The organism is Minwuia sp. (genome assembly GCF_048007105.1).
Classification (GTDB): Bacteria; Pseudomonadota; Alphaproteobacteria; order Minwuiales; family Minwuiaceae; genus Minwuia.
Genome location: NZ_CP180352.1, coordinates 112,571 through 132,779 on the forward strand (window position 1 = coordinate 112,571; position 20,209 = coordinate 132,779).

Annotated in this window: 13 protein-coding genes and 4 tRNA genes; 4 read left to right on the forward strand and 13 right to left on the reverse strand. The window is 65.7% G+C overall.

Annotation, left to right across the window (positions count from 1 at the left end; genetic code table 11):
* Nucleotides 1-3 precede the first annotated feature (3 nt).
* The 13 genes from rpsL to ACMVY4_RS00725 form a co-directional block, all read right to left on the reverse strand.
* Nucleotides 4-375: a 30S ribosomal protein S12 gene (gene rpsL, locus ACMVY4_RS00665; protein WP_416898291.1), complete on the reverse strand. Its 372-nt coding sequence runs from the start codon at nucleotides 373-375 to the stop codon at nucleotides 4-6.
* 434 nt (nucleotides 376-809) lie between these two features.
* Nucleotides 810-4,979 carry a DNA-directed RNA polymerase subunit beta' gene (gene rpoC, locus ACMVY4_RS00670; protein WP_416898292.1) on the reverse strand — a complete coding sequence of 1,390 codons (4,170 nt, stop codon included), beginning with the start codon at nucleotides 4,977-4,979 and terminating at the stop codon, nucleotides 810-812.
* A gap of 48 nt (nucleotides 4,980-5,027) precedes the next feature.
* Nucleotides 5,028-9,125 carry a DNA-directed RNA polymerase subunit beta gene (gene rpoB, locus ACMVY4_RS00675; RefSeq protein WP_416898293.1) on the reverse strand — a complete coding sequence of 1,366 codons (4,098 nt, stop codon included), beginning with the start codon at nucleotides 9,123-9,125 and terminating at the stop codon, nucleotides 5,028-5,030.
* Nucleotides 9,126-9,412: 287 nt separating this feature from the next.
* On the reverse strand, nucleotides 9,413-9,796 hold the full coding sequence (gene rplL, locus ACMVY4_RS00680; protein ID WP_416898294.1) for a 50S ribosomal protein L7/L12: 384 nt from the start codon (nucleotides 9,794-9,796) through the stop codon (nucleotides 9,413-9,415).
* Nucleotides 9,797-9,861: 65 nt separating this feature from the next.
* Nucleotides 9,862-10,377 (reverse strand): 50S ribosomal protein L10, encoded by a 516-nt coding sequence (gene rplJ / locus ACMVY4_RS00685; RefSeq protein ID WP_416898295.1) that lies wholly within the window; start codon nucleotides 10,375-10,377, stop codon nucleotides 9,862-9,864.
* 321 nt (nucleotides 10,378-10,698) lie between these two features.
* Nucleotides 10,699-11,415 (reverse strand): 50S ribosomal protein L1, encoded by a 717-nt coding sequence (rplA, locus tag ACMVY4_RS00690; protein WP_416898296.1) that lies wholly within the window; start codon nucleotides 11,413-11,415, stop codon nucleotides 10,699-10,701.
* A gap of 4 nt (nucleotides 11,416-11,419) precedes the next feature.
* Nucleotides 11,420-11,848, reverse strand: coding sequence for a 50S ribosomal protein L11 (gene rplK, locus ACMVY4_RS00695; protein ID WP_416898297.1), 429 nt, complete (start codon nucleotides 11,846-11,848; stop codon nucleotides 11,420-11,422).
* A 258-nt stretch (nucleotides 11,849-12,106) separates the two neighbouring features.
* On the reverse strand, nucleotides 12,107-12,640 hold the full coding sequence (gene nusG / locus ACMVY4_RS00700; RefSeq protein ID WP_416898298.1) for a transcription termination/antitermination protein NusG: 534 nt from the start codon (nucleotides 12,638-12,640) through the stop codon (nucleotides 12,107-12,109).
* A gap of 2 nt (nucleotides 12,641-12,642) precedes the next feature.
* Nucleotides 12,643-12,930: a preprotein translocase subunit SecE gene (gene secE / locus ACMVY4_RS00705; RefSeq protein WP_416898299.1), complete on the reverse strand. Its 288-nt coding sequence runs from the start codon at nucleotides 12,928-12,930 to the stop codon at nucleotides 12,643-12,645.
* A 37-nt stretch (nucleotides 12,931-12,967) separates the two neighbouring features.
* Nucleotides 12,968-13,043: transfer RNA gene (locus ACMVY4_RS00710), tRNA-Trp, on the reverse strand.
* A gap of 79 nt (nucleotides 13,044-13,122) precedes the next feature.
* Nucleotides 13,123-14,313 carry an elongation factor Tu gene (gene tuf, locus ACMVY4_RS00715; protein ID WP_416898288.1) on the reverse strand — a complete coding sequence of 397 codons (1,191 nt, stop codon included), beginning with the start codon at nucleotides 14,311-14,313 and terminating at the stop codon, nucleotides 13,123-13,125.
* A 90-nt stretch (nucleotides 14,314-14,403) separates the two neighbouring features.
* Nucleotides 14,404-14,477: transfer RNA gene (locus tag ACMVY4_RS00720), tRNA-Gly, on the reverse strand.
* A 73-nt stretch (nucleotides 14,478-14,550) separates the two neighbouring features.
* A tRNA-Tyr gene (locus tag ACMVY4_RS00725) sits at nucleotides 14,551-14,635 on the reverse strand.
* Nucleotides 14,636-14,775: 140 nt separating this feature from the next.
* On the opposite strand from ACMVY4_RS00725, the gene rlmB reads away from it, so the two are divergent.
* The 4 genes from rlmB (at nucleotide 14,776) to ACMVY4_RS00745 (ending at nucleotide 20,189) form a co-directional block, all read left to right on the forward strand.
* A complete protein-coding gene (rlmB, locus tag ACMVY4_RS00730) occupies nucleotides 14,776-16,362 on the forward strand; it encodes a 23S rRNA (guanosine(2251)-2'-O)-methyltransferase RlmB (RefSeq protein ID WP_416898300.1) in 1,587 nt (528 codons plus the stop codon).
* Nucleotides 16,363-16,421: 59 nt separating this feature from the next.
* Nucleotides 16,422-16,497: transfer RNA gene (locus ACMVY4_RS00735), tRNA-Thr, on the forward strand.
* Nucleotides 16,498-16,650: 153 nt separating this feature from the next.
* Entirely contained in the window at nucleotides 16,651-19,179 is a 2,529-nt protein-coding gene (locus tag ACMVY4_RS00740; RefSeq protein ID WP_416898301.1) for a heparinase II/III domain-containing protein, read from the forward strand.
* 8 nt (nucleotides 19,180-19,187) lie between these two features.
* The gene (locus tag ACMVY4_RS00745; RefSeq protein WP_416898302.1) at nucleotides 19,188-20,189 is read left to right on the forward strand and encodes a TAXI family TRAP transporter solute-binding subunit; all 1,002 of its coding nucleotides are present in this window, start codon (nucleotides 19,188-19,190) and stop codon (nucleotides 20,187-20,189) included.
* Nucleotides 20,190-20,209: the final 20 nt, after the last annotated feature.

The window sequence follows — 20,209 nt, forward strand, 5'->3', positions numbered from 1 at the left end:
CGATCACTTCGGCCGTTTGACGCCGTACTTCGAACGGCGCTGGCGACGGTCCTTGACGCCCTGGGTGTCCAGCACGCCGCGCAGGATGTGGTAGCGAACGCCCGGCAGGTCCTTCACGCGGCCGCCGCGGATCAGCACCACCGAGTGCTCCTGAAGGTTGTGGCCCTCGCCCGGGATGTAGCTCGTGACTTCGAAACCGTTGGTCAGCCGCACGCGCGCGACCTTGCGCAGCGCCGAGTTCGGCTTCTTCGGCGTCGTGGTGTAGACGCGCGTGCAAACGCCCCGCTTCTGCGGGCAGGCTTCCATCGCCGGCACCTTGTTGCGCTCTACGGGCGCCTTGCGCGGCTTCCGGATCAGCTGGTTGATCGTCGGCATCAGCTCCGAACCTTCCTCATACAAAACCGGCCGGCCAGGCCGGCATTCAGGTCAACTTTCAGCGATAGGCAGGGTGGCGTCCGTCCTGTCTCTCGGCACAACCAGAAACGAGCCGAAATCCGGCTCGCTTCCTGATGATCGTCCCGGCGGCCCGTCCCCGGCCACTGTCAGAGCTTGGACGAACGGTCACTGCGTCTTGGCGATTGCCAACTACCAGCGCCGTAAGTGGCGCGTCTTATAGGAAGCTGCCGGAAGGCCGTCAACACATAAAAGCCCGCGGAATCCGCCACTTCCCGGCACCTCGGAAATTAGTTGGAATCGAACGCGCCAGCCGGCCTGCACGCAAGATTGTTTCGGGGCGGAACGGCCGCAAAAGAAAAGGGCGGCCGCCGAAGCAGCCGCCCTGAACGATACGCCCGGATTCGGGCCGGCCGTCACTCGCCGGCCGGCAGCGCCTCCGGTTCGTCCGCCGGCTGCGCCGCAGCGGCCTCTTCGGCCAGCTTCCGGTCGCGTTCGGCGGCGATGCGCTTGAACTCGTTCATCATGTTGCCGGTGCCCGCCGGGATCAGGCGGCCGACGATCACGTTCTCCTTCAGCCCGTTCAGGTCGTCGGACTTGCCGTTGACCGAGGCCTCGGTGAGCACGCGCGTCGTCTCCTGGAAGGAGGCCGCCGAGATGAAGGACCGCGTCTGCAGGCTCGCCTTGGTGATGCCCAGCAGAACCGGCTCGCCCCGGGCGGGCTCACCGCCTTCGGCTTCGGTCTTGGCGTTCTCGGCCTCGTACTCGTAGCGGTCGATCTGCTCGCCCAGCAGCATGGTGGTGTCGCCCGAGCGCGTGATCTCGATCTTCTGCAGCATCTGGCGCGCAATGACCTCGATGTGCTTGTCGTTGATCTGCACGCCCTGCAGCCGATAGACCTCCTGGATCTCGTTCACGAGGAACTCGGCCAGCGCCTCGACGCCCATGATCTTCAGGATGTCATGCGGCGCCGGATTGCCGTCGACTATGTAGTCGCCGCGGCGGACCTGATCGCCCTCGTGCACCAGGATGTGGCGGCCCTTAGGGATGAGGTAATCGACCTTGTCCAGATCCTCGTCGTTCGGGATGATCGAGAGCTTGCGCTTGGCCTTGTAGTCGCGGCCGAACTCGATGCGGCCGTCGACCTCGGCCAGGATCGCGTGATCCTTCGGCCGCCGCGCCTCGAACAGCTCCGCCACACGCGGCAGACCGCCGGTGATGTCGCGGGTCTTCGAACCTTCGCGCGGGATACGCGCCAGCACGTCGCCGGCATGGACATTGTCGCCGTCCTGAACCGAGAGAATGCCGTCGACCGGCAGGAAGTAACGGGCTTCCTGGCCGTTCTCCAGCATCAGCACCTCGCCTTCCTCGTCACGCAGGGTGATTCGGGGACGCAGATCGTTGCCGCCCGGCTGGCTCTTCCAGTCCATGACGACCTTGCTGGCGATGCCGGTGTTCTCGTCGACCACATCGCGCAGGCTGACGCCATCGACCAGATCGCGGTAGGAAGCGAGGCCCGAACGCTCGGTGATGACCGGGATGGTGTACGGATCCCACTCGACGATCTTCTCGCCCTTCTCGACCGCGGCGCCGTCGTCCTTGGTCAGACGCGAACCGTAGGGCACGCGGTGACGGGCGCGCTCGCGGCCGTTCTGGTCCAGAAGCACCAGTTCGGTCGTGCGGTTCATGACCACCAGACGGCCCTGGGAGTCCTCGACCACGTTGCGGTCCTCGATCTTCAGGGAGCCGTCATACGCCGCCTCGACCGACGAGCTTTCACCCGCCTGTGCGGCGCCGCCGATGTGGAAGGTGCGCATGGTGAGCTGGGTGCCCGGCTCGCCGATCGACTGGGCCGCGATCACGCCGACCGCCTCACCCATGTTGACCGGGGTGCCGCGCGCCAGATCACGGCCGTAGCAGGCCGCGCAGACGCCCTGCCGGGTCTCGCAGGTCAGCGCGGAACGGATCCGCACGGCCTCGACACCGCTGGCGACGATCGCCTCGACCTCGGCCTCCTCGATCAGGGTGCCGGCCTTGATGACGACCTCGTTGGTCGACGGGCTGACGATGTCCTCGGCCGAGGTGCGGCCCAGGATGCGCTCGCCCAGCGGGGCGATGACATCGGCGCCGTCCACGACTTCGCGGACCAGCAGGCCACCGGTGGTGCCGCAGTCGGTCTCGTTGATCACCGCGTCCTGGGCGACGTCCACCAGGCGGCGGGTCAGGTAGCCCGAGTTCGCCGTCTTCAGGGCGGTGTCGGCCAGGCCCTTGCGGGCGCCGTGAGTGGAGATGAAGTACTCCGCCACGGTCAGGCCTTCCTTGAAGTTCGAGATGATCGGCGTCTCGATGATCTCGCCCGACGGCTTCGCCATCAGGCCGCGCATGCCGGCCAGCTGCTTCATCTGCGCCTGCGAACCGCGGGCACCGGAATGGGCCATCATGTAGATCGAGTTGTGCTGGCCGCTGTTCTGTTCGCGGCTCGACTCCATGCCCTTCATCATCTCGTCGGCGACCTTGTCCGAGCACTGCATCCAGGCGTCGACGACCTTGTTGTACTTCTCGCCAGTGGTGATCAGGCCGTCGAGATACTGCTGCTCGTACTGCTTGATCAGCTCGTTGGTCTCGTCGACCAGCTTCTTCTTCGCCTCCGGGATGATCATGTCATCCTTGCCGAAGGAGATGCCCGCCTTGAAGGCGTGCTTGAAGCCCAGGCCCATGATCCGGTCACAGAACATGACCGTCTCCTTCTGGCCGGTGTGGCGGTAGACGATGTCGATCAGATTGCCGATCTCTTTCTTGGTCAGCATCTTGTTGATCAGCGAGAAGGGCACGTTCCGGTCCTTGGGCAGCTCGTTGGCGAGCAGCATGCGGCCCGGCGTCGCCTCGACCCGCTGCACGACCTCGTTGCCGTCCTCGTCGATCGCGGTCCAGCGCGCCTGGATCTTCGCGTGCATGTCGACGATGCCGAGGTCCAGCGCATACTGGATCTCGTCGACATTGCCGAAGGCCATGCCTTCGCCCTTGGCGCCCTCGGTCTCCAGCGACAGGTAGTAGAGGCCGAGGACGATGTCCTGGCTGGGCACGATGATCGGCTTGCCGTTGGCGGGCGAGAGGATGTTGTTGGTCGACATCATCAGCACGCGGGCTTCCAGCTGCGCTTCCAGCGACAGCGGCACGTGCACGGCCATCTGGTCGCCGTCGAAGTCAGCGTTGAAGGCGGTGCAGACCAGCGGATGCAACTGGATCGCCTTGCCCTCGATCAGCACCGGCTCGAAGGCCTGGATGCCGAGACGGTGCAGCGTCGGCGCCCGGTTCAGCATGACCGGGTGCTCGCGGATGACCTCTTCCAGGATGTCCCAGACTTCCGGACGCTCCTTCTCGACCAGCTTCTTGGCCGACTTCACGGTCGGGGCCAGGCCCTGCAGCTCCAGCTTGGCGTAGATGAAGGGCTTGAACAGCTCCAGCGCCATCTTCTTCGGCAGGCCGCACTGGTGCAGCTTCAGTTCGGGACCGACAACGATCACCGAACGGCCGGAATAGTCGACGCGCTTGCCGAGCAGGTTCTGGCGGAAGCGGCCCTGCTTGCCCTTCAGCATGTCGGCCAGCGACTTCAGCGGCCGCTTGTTGGCGCCGGTGATGACGCGGCCGCGGCGGCCATTGTCGAACAGGGCATCGACGGCTTCCTGCAGCATGCGCTTTTCGTTGCGGACGATGATGTCCGGCGCGCGCAGCTCGATCAGCCGCTTCAGGCGGTTGTTGCGGTTGATGACCCGGCGATAGAGATCGTTCAGGTCCGACGTCGCGAAGCGGCCGCCGTCCAGCGGCACCAGCGGACGCAGCTCGGGCGGCAGCACCGGGATGACCTCCAGGATCATCCATTCGGGGCGGTTGCCCGATTCCATGAAGGCCTCGATCAGCTTCAGGCGCTTCACGATCTTCTTCGGCTTCAGCTCGGACTTGGTCTCGGCCAGTTCCCGGCGCAGGTCCTGACGGATCTCCTCCAGATCCAGACCGGCCAGGATGTCACGGACGGCCTCGGCGCCGATACCGGCGGTGAAGGCGTCCTCGCCATACTCGTCCTGGAAGTCGAAGAACTCGTCTTCCGTCAGCAGCTGGAACCGCTTCAGCGGAGTCAGACCCGGCTCGATGACGATGTACTGCTCGAAGTAGAGAACCCGCTCCAGATCCTTCAGCATCATGTCCAGCGCCAGACCGATGCGGCTCGGCAGGGACTTCAGGAACCAGATATGCGCGACCGGCGCGGCCAGTTCGATATGGCCCATCCGCTCGCGGCGCACCTTCTGGGTGGTGACCTCGACGCCGCACTTCTCGCAGATGATGCCGCGATACTTCATGCGCTTGTACTTGCCGCACAGGCACTCGTAGTCCTTGATCGGACCGAAGATGCGGGCGCAGAACAGGCCGTCCCGCTCCGGCTTGAAGGTCCGGTAATTGATGGTCTCCGGCTTCTTCACCTCACCGAACGACCAGGACCGGATCTGCTCCGGGCTCGCCAGGCCGATCTTGATGTGGTCGAAGCTCTGGGCGGTCTGCTGCTGGCCGAAGAGTTGCAGGGCGTCTTGCATGGTGTTCTACCTCCGAACGATTGGCTGAAACGGTTCGATCACGAACCGTCAGCCATCGGATTCCTTGAGTTCGACGTTCAGGCCGAGCGAGCGCATTTCCTTGACCAGGACGTTGAAGCTTTCGGGGATGCCGGCTTCGAACGTGTCGTCGCCGCGGACAATCGCCTCGTAGACCTTGTTTCGGCCTGCGACGTCGTCCGACTTCACCGTCAGCATCTCCTGCAGCGTGTACGCCGCACCGTAGGCTTCCAGGGCCCAGACCTCCATCTCGCCGAACCGCTGACCGCCGAACTGGGCCTTGCCGCCCAGCGGCTGCTGGGTGACCAGGCTGTACGGGCCGATCGAGCGCGCGTGGATCTTGTCGTCCACAAGGTGGTGCAGTTTGAGCATATAGATATAGCCGACGGTGACTTCACGGTCGAATTTCTCGCCCGAACGGCCGTCGAACAGGGTGACCTGTCCGCTCTTCTCCAGCCCCGCACGCTCCAGCATCTCGACGATATCCGGTTCGCGCGCGCCGTCGAAGACCGGCGTCGCCATCGGCACGCCGCGGCTGAGGTTCTCGCCCAGCTCGACCAGTTCGTGGTCGCCGAGCAGTTCGATGTCGGACATCTCCTGCTCGTTGTAGACGCGGGCGAACTCGTTCTTCAGGCCGGACATGTCCATGCCGTTCGACTTCGCCGCCTCCAGCGCTGCGCCGATACGCAGGCCGACGCCGCGCGCCGCCCAGCCCAGATGGGTCTCCAGGATCTGACCGACATTCATGCGGCTCGGCACGCCGAGCGGGTTGAGCACGACGTCGACCGGGGTACCGTCGTCCAGGAAGGGCATGTCCTCTTCCGGCACGATGCGGCTGATGACGCCCTTGTTGCCGTGACGGCCGGCCATCTTGTCGCCGGGCTGGAGCTTGCGCTTGATGGCCACGAAGACCTTGACCATCTTCATGACGCCCGGGGGCATCTCGTCGCCGCGCTGCAGCTTGTCGACCTTGTTGTTGAAGCGGGCCTGCAGGGCGCCGATGGCCTCGTCGAACTGGCGACGCAGCGCCTCGATATTGGCCACCGATTCACCGTCGGACAGCACGATCTGCCACCACTGGCCGTGGCTCAGTTCGGCCAGCGCCTCCTCGGTGATCGCGACGCCGGTGCGGAAGCCACGCGGGCCGCTCTCGGCTTCCTTGCCGAGCAGCAGGTTCTTCAGGCTGGCGTAGATGTTGCGCTCGTAGATCGACCGCTCGTCTTCCATGTCCTGGCGGAACTGCTCGATCTCGTCGCGCTCGATCTGCATCGCGCGCTCGTCCTTCTCGACGCCGTGGCGGTTGAAGACCCGCACCTCGACGACCGTGCCGGTCGAGCCCGGAGGCATCTTCAGCGAGGTGTCGCGCACGTCGGCCGCCTTCTCGCCGAAGATGGCGCGCAGCAGCTTCTCTTCCGGCGTCATCGGGCTCTCGCCCTTCGGCGTGATCTTGCCGACCAGGATGTCGCCTGCCTCGACCTCGGCGCCGATATAGACGATGCCGGCCTCGTCGAGATTGCGCAGCGATTCCTCGGAGACGTTCGGAATGTCCCGGGTGATCTCCTCCGGGCCCAGCTTGGTGTCGCGGGCCATGACCTCGAACTCCTCGATATGGATCGAGGTGAACACATCGTCCTTCACGATGCGCTCGGAGATCAGGATGGAGTCCTCGAAGTTGTAGCCCATCCACGGCATGAAGGCGACGAGCACGTTGCGGCCCAGCGCCAGTTCGCCGAGATCGGTCGACGGTCCGTCGGCGATGATGTCGCCGGCCTTCACCACGTCGCCCACCTTAACCAGCGGACGCTGGGTGATGCAGGTCGACTGGTTGGAGCGCTGGAACTTCATCATCTTGTAGATGTCGACGCCCGAACGGCTGAGGTCGGTGACCTCGGTGGCGCGGACCACGATACGCTCCGCATCCACCTGCTCGACAACGCCGTCACGCCTGGCAGACAGGGTGACGCCGGAATCGCGGGCCACGACGGCCTCCATGCCGGTGCCGACATAGGGCGCTTCCGGCTGCAGGAGCGGCACGGCCTGACGCTGCATGTTCGCGCCCATCAGCGCGCGGTTGGCGTCGTCGTTCTCCAGGAACGGCACGAGCGCCGCGGCGACCGAAACCAGCTGCTTCGGCGAGACGTCGATCATGTCGACGTCCTGCGGCCGGGCCAGCATGAACTCGCCCTGGTAGCGGCTGGCGATGAACTCTTCCTGGAAGGCGCCGGATTCCGGATCGAACGGGGCGTTCGCCTGGGCGATGGTGTAACGGCCCTCTTCCATGGCGGAGAGATAGACCGCCTCACCGGTGACCTTGCCTTCCTGCACCTTGCGGTACGGGCTTTCGATGAAGCCGTACTGGTTGATGCGGGCAAAGCTGGCCAGCGAGTTGATCAGACCGATATTCGGACCTTCCGGCGTCTCCACCGGGCAGATGCGGCCGTAATGGGTCGGGTGCACGTCGCGCACCTCGAAGCCCGCACGTTCGCGGGTCAGACCACCCGGACCAAGCGCCGACAGGCGGCGCTTGTGGGTCACTTCCGACAGCGGGTTGGTCTGGTCCATGAACTGGCTGAGCTGCGACGAGCCGAAAAACTCGCGCACCGCAGCAGCGGCCGGCTTGGCGTTGATCAGGTCCTGCGGCATGACAGTATCGATCTCGACCGAGCTCATGCGCTCGCGGATCGCACGCTCCATGCGCAGCAGGCCGATGCGGTACTGGTTCTCCATCAATTCGCCGACGGAGCGGACGCGGCGGTTGCCGAGATGGTCGATGTCGTCGATCTCGCCCCGACCGTCCTTCAGGCCGACCATGTAGGTCACGACGGCCAGGATATCTTCCTTGCGGAGCACGCGGACGGTGTCCTCGGCCTCAAGGTCCAGGCGCGCGTTCAACTTCACGCGGCCGACAGCCGACAGGTCGTAGCGCTCGGAATCGAAGAACAGGCCCTCGAACAGCGCCTCGGCGGTCTCCTCGGTCGGCGGCTCGCCCGGACGCATCACGCGGTAGATATCGACCAGCGCGGTGTCGCGGCTGTAGTTCTTGTCGACCGCCAGCGTGTTGCGGATGTGCGCGCCGTGGGAGACGTTGTCGATGTCCAGCGTCGGCAGGTCCTTGATCTTGTTGTTGAGCAGGACCTCCAGCATCGCTTCGTCGATGGCGTCGCCGCCCTCGGCGAAGACCTCGCCGGTCTTCTCGTTGATGATGTCGTGCGCGATGAAGCGGCCGAGCAGATCTTCCTGCGGGATCAGCATGTCGGTCATGCCGTCCTCGACCAGCTTCTTGCCGGCGCGCGGGGTCAGCTTGTCGCCGGCCTTGGCCACGACCTCGCCGGTATCAGCGTTGACGATGTCGTCCAGCAGACGCTGGCCGCGATAGCGCATCGGATCGAACGGCGCCCGCCAGCCCTTCTTGTCGTGCTTGTAGGTCACCGTGTTGTAGAAATTCGCCAGGATCTCGTCCGAGGACATGCCGAGCGCATAGAGCAGCGTGGTCGCCGGCAGCTTGCGGCGGCGGTCGATGCGGACGTGGACGATGTCCTTGTGGTCGAACTCGAAATCGAGCCACGAGCCACGGTAGGGGATCACGCGGGCGGCGTAGAGCAGCTTGCCCGAGGAATGGGTCTTGCCGCGGTCATGGTCGAAGAACACGCCGGGCGAACGGTGCATCTGGGAAACGATGACGCGCTCGGTGCCGTTGATGATGAAGGTGCCCTTGTCCGTCATCAGGGGCATGTCGCCCATGTAGACGTCCTGCTCCTTGATATCGAGAACGGACTTGGCGCCCGTGTCCTCATCCACCTCGAAGACGATCAGGCGGAGCGTCACCTTCAGCGGCGCCGCAAAGGTCAGGCCGCGCTGCATGCACTCGTCGACGTCGTATTTCGGCTCCTCGAACTCGTAGCGGACGAATTCCAGGCTGGAGGTCTCGGAGAAGTCCGAGATCGGGAAGACGGACTTGAAGACGCCTTCCAGGCCGTTGTCGCCCCGCTGCTCGGCCGGCGTGTCCGCCAGCAGAAAGGTTTCGTAGGAGGCGCGCTGAACCTCGATCAGGTTCGGCATGGGGACAACTTCGGCAATGCGGCCAAAAGTATGACGAACGCGCTTGCGGGCAGTGAAAGAAAGCGGCATTCCAATTCCTCGTCCGACCGGGGCCCTCGTGGACGGGCCCGTAATGTCCGCCGTCGTTTGCCCCGGCATCGTCATGCCGGAAGCGGGGCAACGGCAGCCCCGGAAAATCGTGGCCGTGGCGCCTGTCGCGCGGTCCGGAGGACCGCACCGGGCCAGAACGGCCTAAACCGGCAGGGACGGACCCACGCCGGTTCCGCCGGCGCCGGGCCTCGATGACCCGCCGCCGGAACGCTGTCGGCAAGTCCCGCCGGCCGCCGCACGGACGACCGGCGGAACCCGCACGAACATCACTTCAGCTCGACCTTGGCGCCAACTTCCTCGAGCTTCTTCTTCAGTTCCTCGGCCTCGTCCTTGGAGACGCCCTCCTTGACGGCCTTCGGCGCGCTCTCGACCATCTCCTTGGCCTCCTTCAGGCCCAGGCCGGTGATGGCGCGGACTTCCTTGATGACGTTGATCTTCTTGTCACCAACTTCAGCCAGGACGACGTCGAACTCGTCCTTCTCCTCGGCAGCGGCAGCATCGCCGGCGCCACCGGCGACGGCACCCGGCATGGCCACCGCGGCAGCCGCGGCGGAAACGCCCCACTTCTCTTCCAGCAGCTTGGCCAGTTCGGCCGCCTCGAGAACGGTCAGGTTCGAGAGGTCTTCTGCAATCTTTTCAAGATCAGCCATTGTCTTCAGTTCCTTGGTCAGTCTTTGCGTTGCGTATGTTCAGCCCGTGATCGGAAACGCGTCCGTCAGGCATCTTCCTTGGTGGCGTATGCGTTCAGGACCCGCGCCAGCTTGGACGCCGGAGCCTGGGTGACCTGCGCGAGCTTGGTCGCCGGGGCCTGGATGAGGCCCAGCAGCTTCGCCCGCAGCTCGTCGAGGGACGGCAGGTCGGCCAGGGCCTTCACACCGCTCTCGTCGAGGACCTGTTCGCCCATTGCGCCGCTGATGATGACGAGCTTGTCATTCTTCTTGGCGTAATCGACGGTCGCCTTCGCCGCCGCGACCGGATCATCCGAATAGGAGATGGCGGTCGGGCCGGTGAAGTAGTCGGTCAGTCCACTGTAGGAAGAGCCTTCCAGCGCGATCTTCGCGAGCCGGTTCTTGATCACCTTGTAGCTGGCGCCAGCCTCGCGGACCTGGTTGCGAAGATCGGTCATCTCCGCCACCGAAAGCCCCTTGTACTGGGTCACGACGACCGTCGAGGCGTTACCGAAAACGCCCCTGAGCTCGTCGATTGCCGCCGCTTTTTCTTCGCGGTTCACGCTTTCGCTCCTTTACTACGAAGCCCCGCGCCTTCCGGCTCGGGACTTCAACCCCGGGACGGGTAGATGGACCGCATGGTCCGCCGTCCCACTCGAAGTCCTGCCCCAGGGTCTTGACCAAGGACATCCGGGCGGGCATGCCGCCGTTCGATCCCTTGCCTCAACGCCTGTCTATTGCAGGCTGTCCATTAAGCCGCGCGGGCCGGAGCCGTTGCAGCGCCTGCAGTCTCGGACAGGTCGGACCGGCGCGCCGCCGAAGCGGTTGCCGGACCGGCAAACGCCGCCGGTATGGACCCGGCGGCGAAACTCTTGATCGCCTGCTTACTCGGCCGCGGACTGCGCGGCGGCGTTCAGCGTGGCGATATCGATCTTGACGCCCGGCCCCATGGTGGAGCTCACGGCGGCGCGCTTCAGATACTGGCCCTTGGCGCCCGAAGGCTTCGCCTTCAGCAGGGCGTCGGTCAGCGAACGCGCATTCTCGATCAGCTGGTCTTCGGTAAAGCTGGCCTTGCCGATTCCGGCGTGCACGATGCCCGCCTTCTCGACGCGGAACTCCACCTGGCCGCCCTTGGCGGCAGCAACAGCCTCGGCGACGTTCGGCGTCACCGTGCCCAGCTTCGGGTTCGGCATCAGGCCGCGCGGGCCCAGAACCTTGCCCAGACGCCCGACGACCGGCATCATGTCCGGCGTCGCGATCACGCGCTCGAACGGCATCTCGCCCGCCTGGATCTTCTCCGCCAGATCCTCGGCGCCGACGACATCAGCGCCGGCGGCCGTGGCTTCCTCGGCCTTGTCGCCGCGCGCGAAGACCGCAACGCGCACGGTCTTGCCCGTGCCGTTCGGCAGCTGCACCACGCCGCGGACCATCTGGTCGGCGTGACGCGGATCGACGCCCAGGTTCACGGACATCTCGACGGTCTCGTCGAACTTCGCCGTGGCCTTGGACTTCACAACCCTGATCGCCTCTTCCAGCGAAATCAGCGCGTCGCGGTCGATGCCCTCGGCCGCGGCCGCATATCTCTTGCCTCGCTTTGCCATCGTCCTACGCCACCACTTCCAGGCCCATCGAACGGGCCGATCCGGCGATGATCTTCTTCGCCTGGTCCACATCGTTGGCATTGAGATCGACCATCTTCGCCTCGGCGATCTCCTGCAGCTGCGCCTGGGTCACCTTGCCGATATAGCCCTTGCCCGGCGTCGAGGAACCCTTGTTCAGCTTCGCCGCCTTCTTCAGGTAGTAGGAGGCGGGCGGCGTCTTGGTGATGAAGCTGAAGGAGCGGTCGGTGAAGGCGGTGATGATCACCGGCACCGGCATGCCCTTCTCCATGTTCTGCGTCTCGGCGTTGAACGCCTTGCAGAACTCCATGATGTTCAGACCGCGCTGACCCAGCGCCGGCCCGATCGGCGGCGACGGGTTCGCAGCCCCCGCCGGCACCTGCAGCTTGATATAGCCTGCAATCTTCTTTGCCATTTCAGTCCCTTGCAGTTACCAGGGTGATGTGGTCCGGCCATGGCTGACCTCCCACACCGATGTTGTTCGACCCGATCCGCGGAAAACGCAAATGCCTGCGCTGCGTTACCGGTCCCTGCCGGCTGGCAGGACCCGCGCCACAGTCAGACGTTTCGGAAAGTTCCCTTGCGCATTCGGTCGAGCCGACGGCTTCTAACGGTTCATCGACCGTATTTCAAGTGTAAAGATTCCGAAAACGACTGAACCTGCGCGTGCAGATCAATCGAGTTTCTCGACCTGTGAATACTCCAGCTCGACCGGCGTGGCGCGGCCGAAGATCGAGACCGAGACCTTGACCCGGGCGCGCTCCTCGTCGACGTCCTCGACGGTGCCGTTGAACGAGGCGAACGGTCCGTCGGAGACCCGCACCTGCTCGCCGATGTCGAAGGTGATCGACGGCTTCGGCCGCTCGATGCCGTCCTGCATCTGCTGCAGGATGTGCATCGCCTCCCGCTCGGGGATCGGCTGCGGCTTGTTCGCGGCGCCCAGGAAGCCGGAGACCTTTCCGACATTCTTGACCAGGTGATAGCTCTCGTCGGTCATCTCCATCTTCACCAGCACATAGCCGGGGAAGAACTTGCGCTCCGCATTGACCTTCTGGCCGCGGCGCATCTCGACGACCTCCTCCATCGGGACCATGACCTCCTCGATCAGGTCAGTCATTTCCTTCTGGATGGCCTGTTCGCGGATCGCGGCGGCGACCTTCTTCTCGAAGCCGGAATAGGCGTGAACGATGTACCAGCGGGCGGTCATGATCAGCTCCCCAGTTCCAGGATGTACCCGACGCCGGTCTGGATGATCAGATCCACGACCAGGAAGAAGACCGAGGCCAGCGCGACCATGATGAACACCATCACGGTCGTGACGCCCGTCTCCTTGCGGCTCGGCCAGGTCACCTTCGCGCCCTCGGCGCGGACCTGCCGCATGAACTCCATCGGGTTGGTCTTCTTCTTCGGCTTCTCGGCCTTCGCTTCGGCGGCGGGCTCGGTCGGCGGCTTTCTGGTACCGCGACCGCGATTGCTGCCGGACTTTGACTTGGCCATACGGGTTGCCTTCACTCGTGTATCTGTCGACGGCGGCTGGCAGGAGTGGAGGGACTCGAACCCACAACCCCCGGTTTTGGAGACCGGTGCTCTGCCAGTTGAGCTACACTCCTTCGCCGCTCGCCTCCGGCCCCGTGGAGCCGGAATGGGCAACCGCCAAAGGCGGCCGCCCGGTTCCGTTGACCGACCGCGTTACTCGATGATGGATGCGACGACGCCGGCGCCGACGGTGCGGCCGCCTTCGCGGATGGCGAAGCGCAGGCCCTCGTCCATGGCGATCGGGTTGATCAGTTCCACCGTCATCGCGATGTTGTCGCCCGGCATCACCATCTCCGTGCCCTCGGGCAGTTCGATCACGCCGGTCACGTCCGTCGTCCGGAAATAGAACTGCGGACGGTAGTTCGCGAAGAACGGCGTGTGACGGCCGCCCTCTTCCTTCGTCAGGATGTAGGCCTCCGCCTTGAACTTCGTGTGCGGCGTGATCGAGCCCGGCTTCGCCAGAACCTGACCGCGCTCCACATCCTCACGGCCGACACCGCGCAGCAGCGCGCCGATGTTGTCGCCCGCCTCGCCCTGGTCCAGCAGCTTGCGGAACATCTCGACGCCCGTGCAGGTCGTCTTCTTGGTGTCGCGGATGCCGACGATCTCGACTTCCTCGCCAACCTTGATCACGCCACGCTCAACGCGGCCCGTCACAACCGTGCCGCGGCCCGAAATCGAGAACACGTCCTCGATCGGCATCAGGAACGCCTGGTCCTTCGGACGCTCCGGCTGCGGGATGTAGTCGTCGACCGCCGCCATCAGCTCCAGGATCGCCTTCTTGCCGATCTCCTCGTTCGTGCCCTCGACCGCAGCCAGTGCCGAACCCTTCACGATCGGAATGTCGTCGCCCGGGAACTCGTAGGACGACAGCAGCTCGCGAACCTCAAGCTCGACAAGCTCCAGCAACTCCTCGTCGTCGACCTGGTCGACCTTGTTCATGAACACGACCAGCGCCGGAACGCCGACCTGGCGCGCCAGCAGGATGTGCTCGCGGGTCTGCGGCATCGGGCCGTCGGCCGCCGACACAACCAGGATCGCGCCGTCCATCTGCGCCGCGCCCGTGATCATGTTCTTCACGTAGTCGGCATGGCCCGGGCAATCGACGTGGGCGTAGTGACGGTTCTCCGTCTCGTACTCCACATGCGCCGTCGAGATCGTGATGCCGCGCGCCTTCTCCTCCGGCGCCGCATCAATCTCGGCATAGCCCTTCGCGGTCGCGCCGCCCGTCTCGGCAAGCACCATCGTGATCGCTGCCGTCAGCGTCGTCTTGCCATGGTCAACGTGGCCGATCGTGCCAACGTTGCAGTGCGGCTTCGTACGCTCAAACTTCTCCTTGGCCATCCTTCTAGCGCCTCGTCTTTCCTGATCATCGCAGCCGGCGTCGCGCCGGCCCTTCGTTCCTGTCTGCCCCATCGCGGCCCGGCGTCAGGCTGGAGCGGGTGATGGGAATCGAACCCACGTAACCAGCTTGGAAGGCTGGGGCTCTACCATTGAGCTACACCCGCCCGTTTCCGCATCCCGGGGATGCACCGCCTGCCGCGCCGCAGCGCGCCCGCCGGACCGTTCATGAGCCGGGGATGGTGGAGGGGGTTGGATTCGAACCAACGTAGGCTAAGCCAACGGGTTTACAGCCCGTCCCCTTTAACCACTCGGGCACCCCTCCAAATCCGCTCATGTCGGGTGATCGTCGAGCGCGGCTGGACTATCGTCAAATGACCTGCCGTGTCAACAACAATGCCGACGTCCCGCAACCGCCGTCGATAGCGGTTGCCGGACGCCTTGCACACCCATATAAGCCCGCCGATGGACGAGCGCAACGACAAGGGCGGCGGAGGCCGCAACGGTTCCGGTGGCCGCGGTGAAGGCCGCGGTGGACGCGATGATCGTGGCCCGCGCCGGGACGGCGACCGGGGCCCGCGACGCGAAGGCGGCGGCTTTCGCAGCCGCGACGACCGCGGACCGCGCAGGGACGGCGATGGTGATCGGGGACCGCGCCGAGAAGGCGGCGGCGACCGGGGCGGCTTCCGTGGACGTGACGACAGAGGACCGCGCCGCGACGACGACCGGGGACCGCGCCGTGAAGGCGGTGGCGATCGTGGCGGCTTCCGTGGACGCGATGACAGAGGACCGCGCCGGGACGACGACCGGGGCCCGCGCCGAGAGGGTGGCGGCGACCGTGGGGGGTTCCGCGGACGCGACGACCGCGGACCACGCAGGGACGATGACCGGGGACCGCGCCAAGACGGTGGCGGCGACCGTGGCGGTTTCCGTGGACGCGATGACCGCGGACCGCGCAGGGATGACGACCGGGGGCCGCGCCGCGAGGGCGGCGGCGACCGGGGCGGCTTCCGTGGACGCGATGACAGAGGACCGCGCAGGGATGACGACCGGGGGCCGCGCCGCGAGGGCGGCGGCGACCGGGGCGGGTTCCGCGGACGCAATGACAGGGGACCGCGCCGGGACGATGACCGGGGACCGCGCCGCGAGGGCGGCGGCGACCGTGGCGGCTTTGGCGGCGACGGCGACAACCGTCCGCGCGACCGCCGCGAGGGCCGCACCCACTTCCGCAAGACCGAGGGCCGCGAGCCCGGGCGGCGCGACAAGGATCGTCCCGGGCCGCAGCGGCGTCCGGTGTCGGTCGAGGTCCGCTCGGGCCAGCGCAGTTCCGGCGGCCAGGACGCCCAGCACTGGATCTTCGGCCGGCACGCCGTACTGGCCGCGCTCGCCAACCCCAAGCGCGACATCCAGCGTCTGGTCGCGACCGAGCAGATGGCCGAACAGGCCGGGATCGCCGGTCACGCCCTGCTGGAGAAAGTCACCCGTCCGGACATGGACCACATGCTGTCGCGCTACGACGCCGACGGCACCACCCATGGCGGCATCGCGGCCTATGCGGCCACGCTCTCGCCGCCTTCGGTGGAAGGCCTGCTGAAACCGGAGGGCCGCTCGGTCGTCGTGCTGCTTGATCAGGTCAGCGACCCGCACAATGTCGGCGCGATCATGCGGACGGCGGCCGCCTTCGGCGCACGCGCCGTGATCGCCCCGGAACGCAATGCGGCGCCGGTGACCGGTTCGCTGGCCAAGGCGGCCTCGGGCGCACTGGAGACCGTACCGTATCTCAGGCCGACCAATCTCTCCCGCACGCTGGCGATGCTGAAGGAGTGGGGCTACTGGCGGATCGGCCTGGACGGCGGCAGCGACAAGAATCTGGACGAGGCGATGGGCTTCGAACGGGTGGCGCTGGTGCTCGGCTCCGAAGGCAAGGGACTGCGGCGCCTGACCGGCGAGAACTGCGACTTGCTGGTATCGATCCCGATGTCCGGGTCGGTGGAGAGCCTCAACGTCTCCAACGCCGCCGCCATCGCCATGTACCGGCTGTTCAGCCGCTGACGGGAACCGCCCCTGGCGGATGACAAGCCGGACGAATTCGGCTACCCAGACCGGGCGTTGCCGGCGTGGCTCAATTGGTAGAGCACCCGCCTTGTAAGCGGGTGGTTGGGGGTTCGAGTCCCTCCGCCGGCACCATTTCCTCCACAATTGCGCCCGGGACCGGACAGCAGTCACACAACCGGAGGCATTAGAAGTAGTCCGGACAGCGACTATCAACGTAGCATCTAGGTGACACCCCGTAGCGTGACGCGCGTTCCATGTCCCCTCTGGCCCGGCGGGCGCCAAGCGATGATGCAAACTGGAAACTGGATACCAGCGATATGCGCGGCCGTCCTGCTGTCGGCTTGGCCGGCGGCGGCGCAGGATGTGCGCGAACTGGCGCAGATGCGGGTCAACAAGCCCGACATACAGGACGGGCTGTCGCCGGAGAGCGACCGCGAGATGCGGCCGTACCCGAATGACGGGGCCCATCCGATCGAGAACCCGCCATCCTTCCGGTGGCGCCAGGGCAAGAGCGGAGACGTCTACGAGGTGCAGGTCCGGTTGCAGGACGGCACCGACATCGTCCGCTTCTCCTCGGCGAATCTCCTGACACTGCGCGATGCGCTGCCCGCCGGCACCCACAGCTGGCGGCTGCGGCGCTGGCCGGCTTTCTCCGGACCCCTGAACTGGACCAAACGAAGGGAATTCACGGTCACCGAGTTGGCGGAAGAGCGGGAGGTCTTCAATCCCGCGGACGCCTTCCGCGAAGCCGCGGAGGCGAAACGTCCGCGCCTGCTGCCTCGGGAGCCCGATCGCTCCCTGCTGATTGCGGACGCCTATATCGGCTGGAAACGGCAGTTCTTCGATCAGGTGGCGAAACGCGTCGCCGGTCAGCCCCTCAGACTGCCGCCATCCGAAGCGAACCTGGGGCCCGGCGGCGCCGAGGCCCTGAGCCGGGAAGAACTCGTCCGCTTCCGCCGTCAGATCCGGCGGTCGGTCAACAAGGTGATGCGCGAAACCTATGACGGGCTGATCGTCTGGACCGTGACCCGCCATCTCGGCGAGGGCCAGGAAGCGCTCGAACGGGCCATCGCGGCGGCGGGCTGGCTCGCCGAACTCGACCCCTACGGCGGAACGTCGGATGCGGTCGCCGACCTGCTGAACATGCGGATCGCCAAGGCGCTGGCGGTGGCCTACGACGTGGCGCATGACGAAATGCCGCCGCGTCTGCGGCAGCAGATCGTCCAGGCCATAGAGATCCGCGTGCAGGCGGCGTTCGATACCTATGTGCTGGACGAAAACCGGGCGCTGACCGCCTATCCGATGAATTCCCATGGATACCGCCACGCCATCGGCGTGCTCTCCATCGCCACCCTGCTGGCCGGCGACTTACCCCGTGCCAGGACATGGTTCGACGCGCTCTATCCGGTGTTTATCGGGCTGGGCAACCCCTGGGGCGGCGACGATGGCGGCTACGCAAATGGCGTCAACTACGCCACCTGGGAAATCCTGAACAACCTGCAGCACTGGGACACCATCCGCAGCGCCGCCGGGATCGACTATTTCGGCTCTGGCTGGGGGCGCTACGTGGCGCAGTTCCTTGCCTACGTCATTCCGCCCGGATCGCCGAACAGCGGCTTCGGCGACGGCGGCGAGGACCACAACCCGCTGGTCTGGACCGAGACCGCGCGGATGCTGTTCGAACGGACCGGCCAGCCGGTGGCGGGCATGCTCTACGCGCGCTGGCGCGACTTCATCGACGAAAGCGACATCAACCTGACCGAACTGGAAGCGGAGTTCGCCGGCTGGACCTTCCTTCTCGGTGCGGGCAACCCGCCGGCGGCGCTGGCCGGCATCACGGCGGAAGAGGTCGGGCTGCCCGACAGCGCGGTCTTTCCCTCGATCGGCTGGGCGGCGATGCACAGCGACCTCGACGATCCGGACCGCTACTCGATCCTGTTCAAGTCCAGCCCCTATGGCAGCTTCAGCCACAGTCACGCCGACCAAAACAGCTTCATCATCAACGGGCGGCAGCAGCCCCTCGCCATCGATTCCGGCTACTACGACACTCACAAGTCCCGCCATCATCAGGCCTGGACGACGCAGACCATGGCTCACAACGCCATCACCTTCGACGGAGGCAAGGGCCAGCCCTGGGACGATCTGAAGGCCACCGGCCGGCTGACGCGGTTCACGAGTTGCCCCGGCTGGGAGGCCGTGGCCGGCGACGCCAGCGGGGCCTACCGCAAGCATCTGACCTCGGCGAAGCGCAGCCTGCTGTATCTCCGGCCCGATCAGGTTCTTGTCTATGATCATCTGTTGTCGAACGAACCGCGCAGCTTCGAGTGGAACATCCACGCCAAGCGGAAGATGACAGAGACCGCGGATGGCGCCGTCAGGATCGGCATGGACGATGCGAGCCTCTGCATCCGCCAGATCGCCGGACCGGAAATGTCGTTTGCCCAGACCGACGTGTTTCCCGTCGAGCCGAACAAGCGGCTGCAGCCGGACTGGCGTCCGCAATGGCATGGGCGGTTCACGGCGTCCGAACCAGACTGGAGAATGGAGTCGCTTTTCCTGATCTCGCTCGACTGCGCGCCGGCCGATGTCGGCCCGGTGACGCCGATACGGGGCGGGGGCTTCAAGACCGTCATCGACGGCTACAACGTGGCGATTTCCGCATCGTCGGAAGCGGCAATTCCGGCAGACGGCTCCTTCCGGCCGGCCGCCTGCCGCACGCCGGTCGATCCGGCGCTGTTCGGCCAGGCCACCGCGTCCGGCTCCGATGACACCAGCGCCACCCAGGCGGCAAACCGGTTGAGGATCGGACGATGAGGGGCCTGGTGGCGTCTCTCGGGATTGCGCTCGCGCTCACCTTCGCGGCGGGCAGCGCGTCTGCCGAGCGCCTCGATGTCCGTATCGGAACGGCCAGCCTGACGGGTGTCTATTTTGCAGCGGGGAATGCCGTCTGCCGCGTCCTCGAGCGGCGCTTCGGGCGGGACATGAAGTGCGAGGTGCTGGAAACTGGCGGATCCGGCGCCAATGTCGAACTGCTGAGTTCGGGAAAGGTGAACTTCGCGATCATGCAGTCGGACGTGCTCGCCAGCAGCTTCATTGGCGACAAGGGGCCGCGGGGCGTGGCAGCGCTGTATCCGGAGATTTTCCAGGTCGTGTACCGCAAGAGCCTGAATATCGACGTCGCCGCCGAGTTGATGCAACACCCGTTCAATATCGGATTGCAGGGGTCGGGAACGCGCCGCACCCTCAACGCCCTGCTGGAGACGCTGAATTTCTCCACAGACGATTTCGCCGCGCCGGTCGAGATGCACGCCGGCAAGGAGGCAGCCGCCTTCTGCGATGGCGAAATCGACGGCTTCGCCTTCGTCTCCGGCGTGCCGAACTCGAAGATCGCCCAGGTCATTCGCGAATGCGGCGCCGGCATCGTCGGGTTCACGCGGCGCAACATGGCCACCTTCGTCGATGCCCGGCCCGGCTACAGCTATTTCCGGTTCCGCAAGAACGCCTATGACGGGATGGACCGGACCGTAGACACCTTCGCAGTCATGGCCATCCTGGTGGCCGGTCACGGCACGCCGGACGGTCTGGTCCGGATCGTCGCCGAGTCGCTGCTGGACGACATCGACTATTTCGAACGCCTGCACCCGGCCTGGAGCGAACTGCTCGGGCCGGACATGGCGACCAACATCGACCGCGCGTTGATGCACCCGGCGGCCGGCGCGGACTTATATCGAACGGGCCATCATCAGCGAGTGAATCCGGCAGCCCTCCCACGCGCCGATTGCAATGGCTGCCGGGGCGGGAATGCAGTAATGTGTCTGCATTAATCAAGAACCGGGAGGAAACG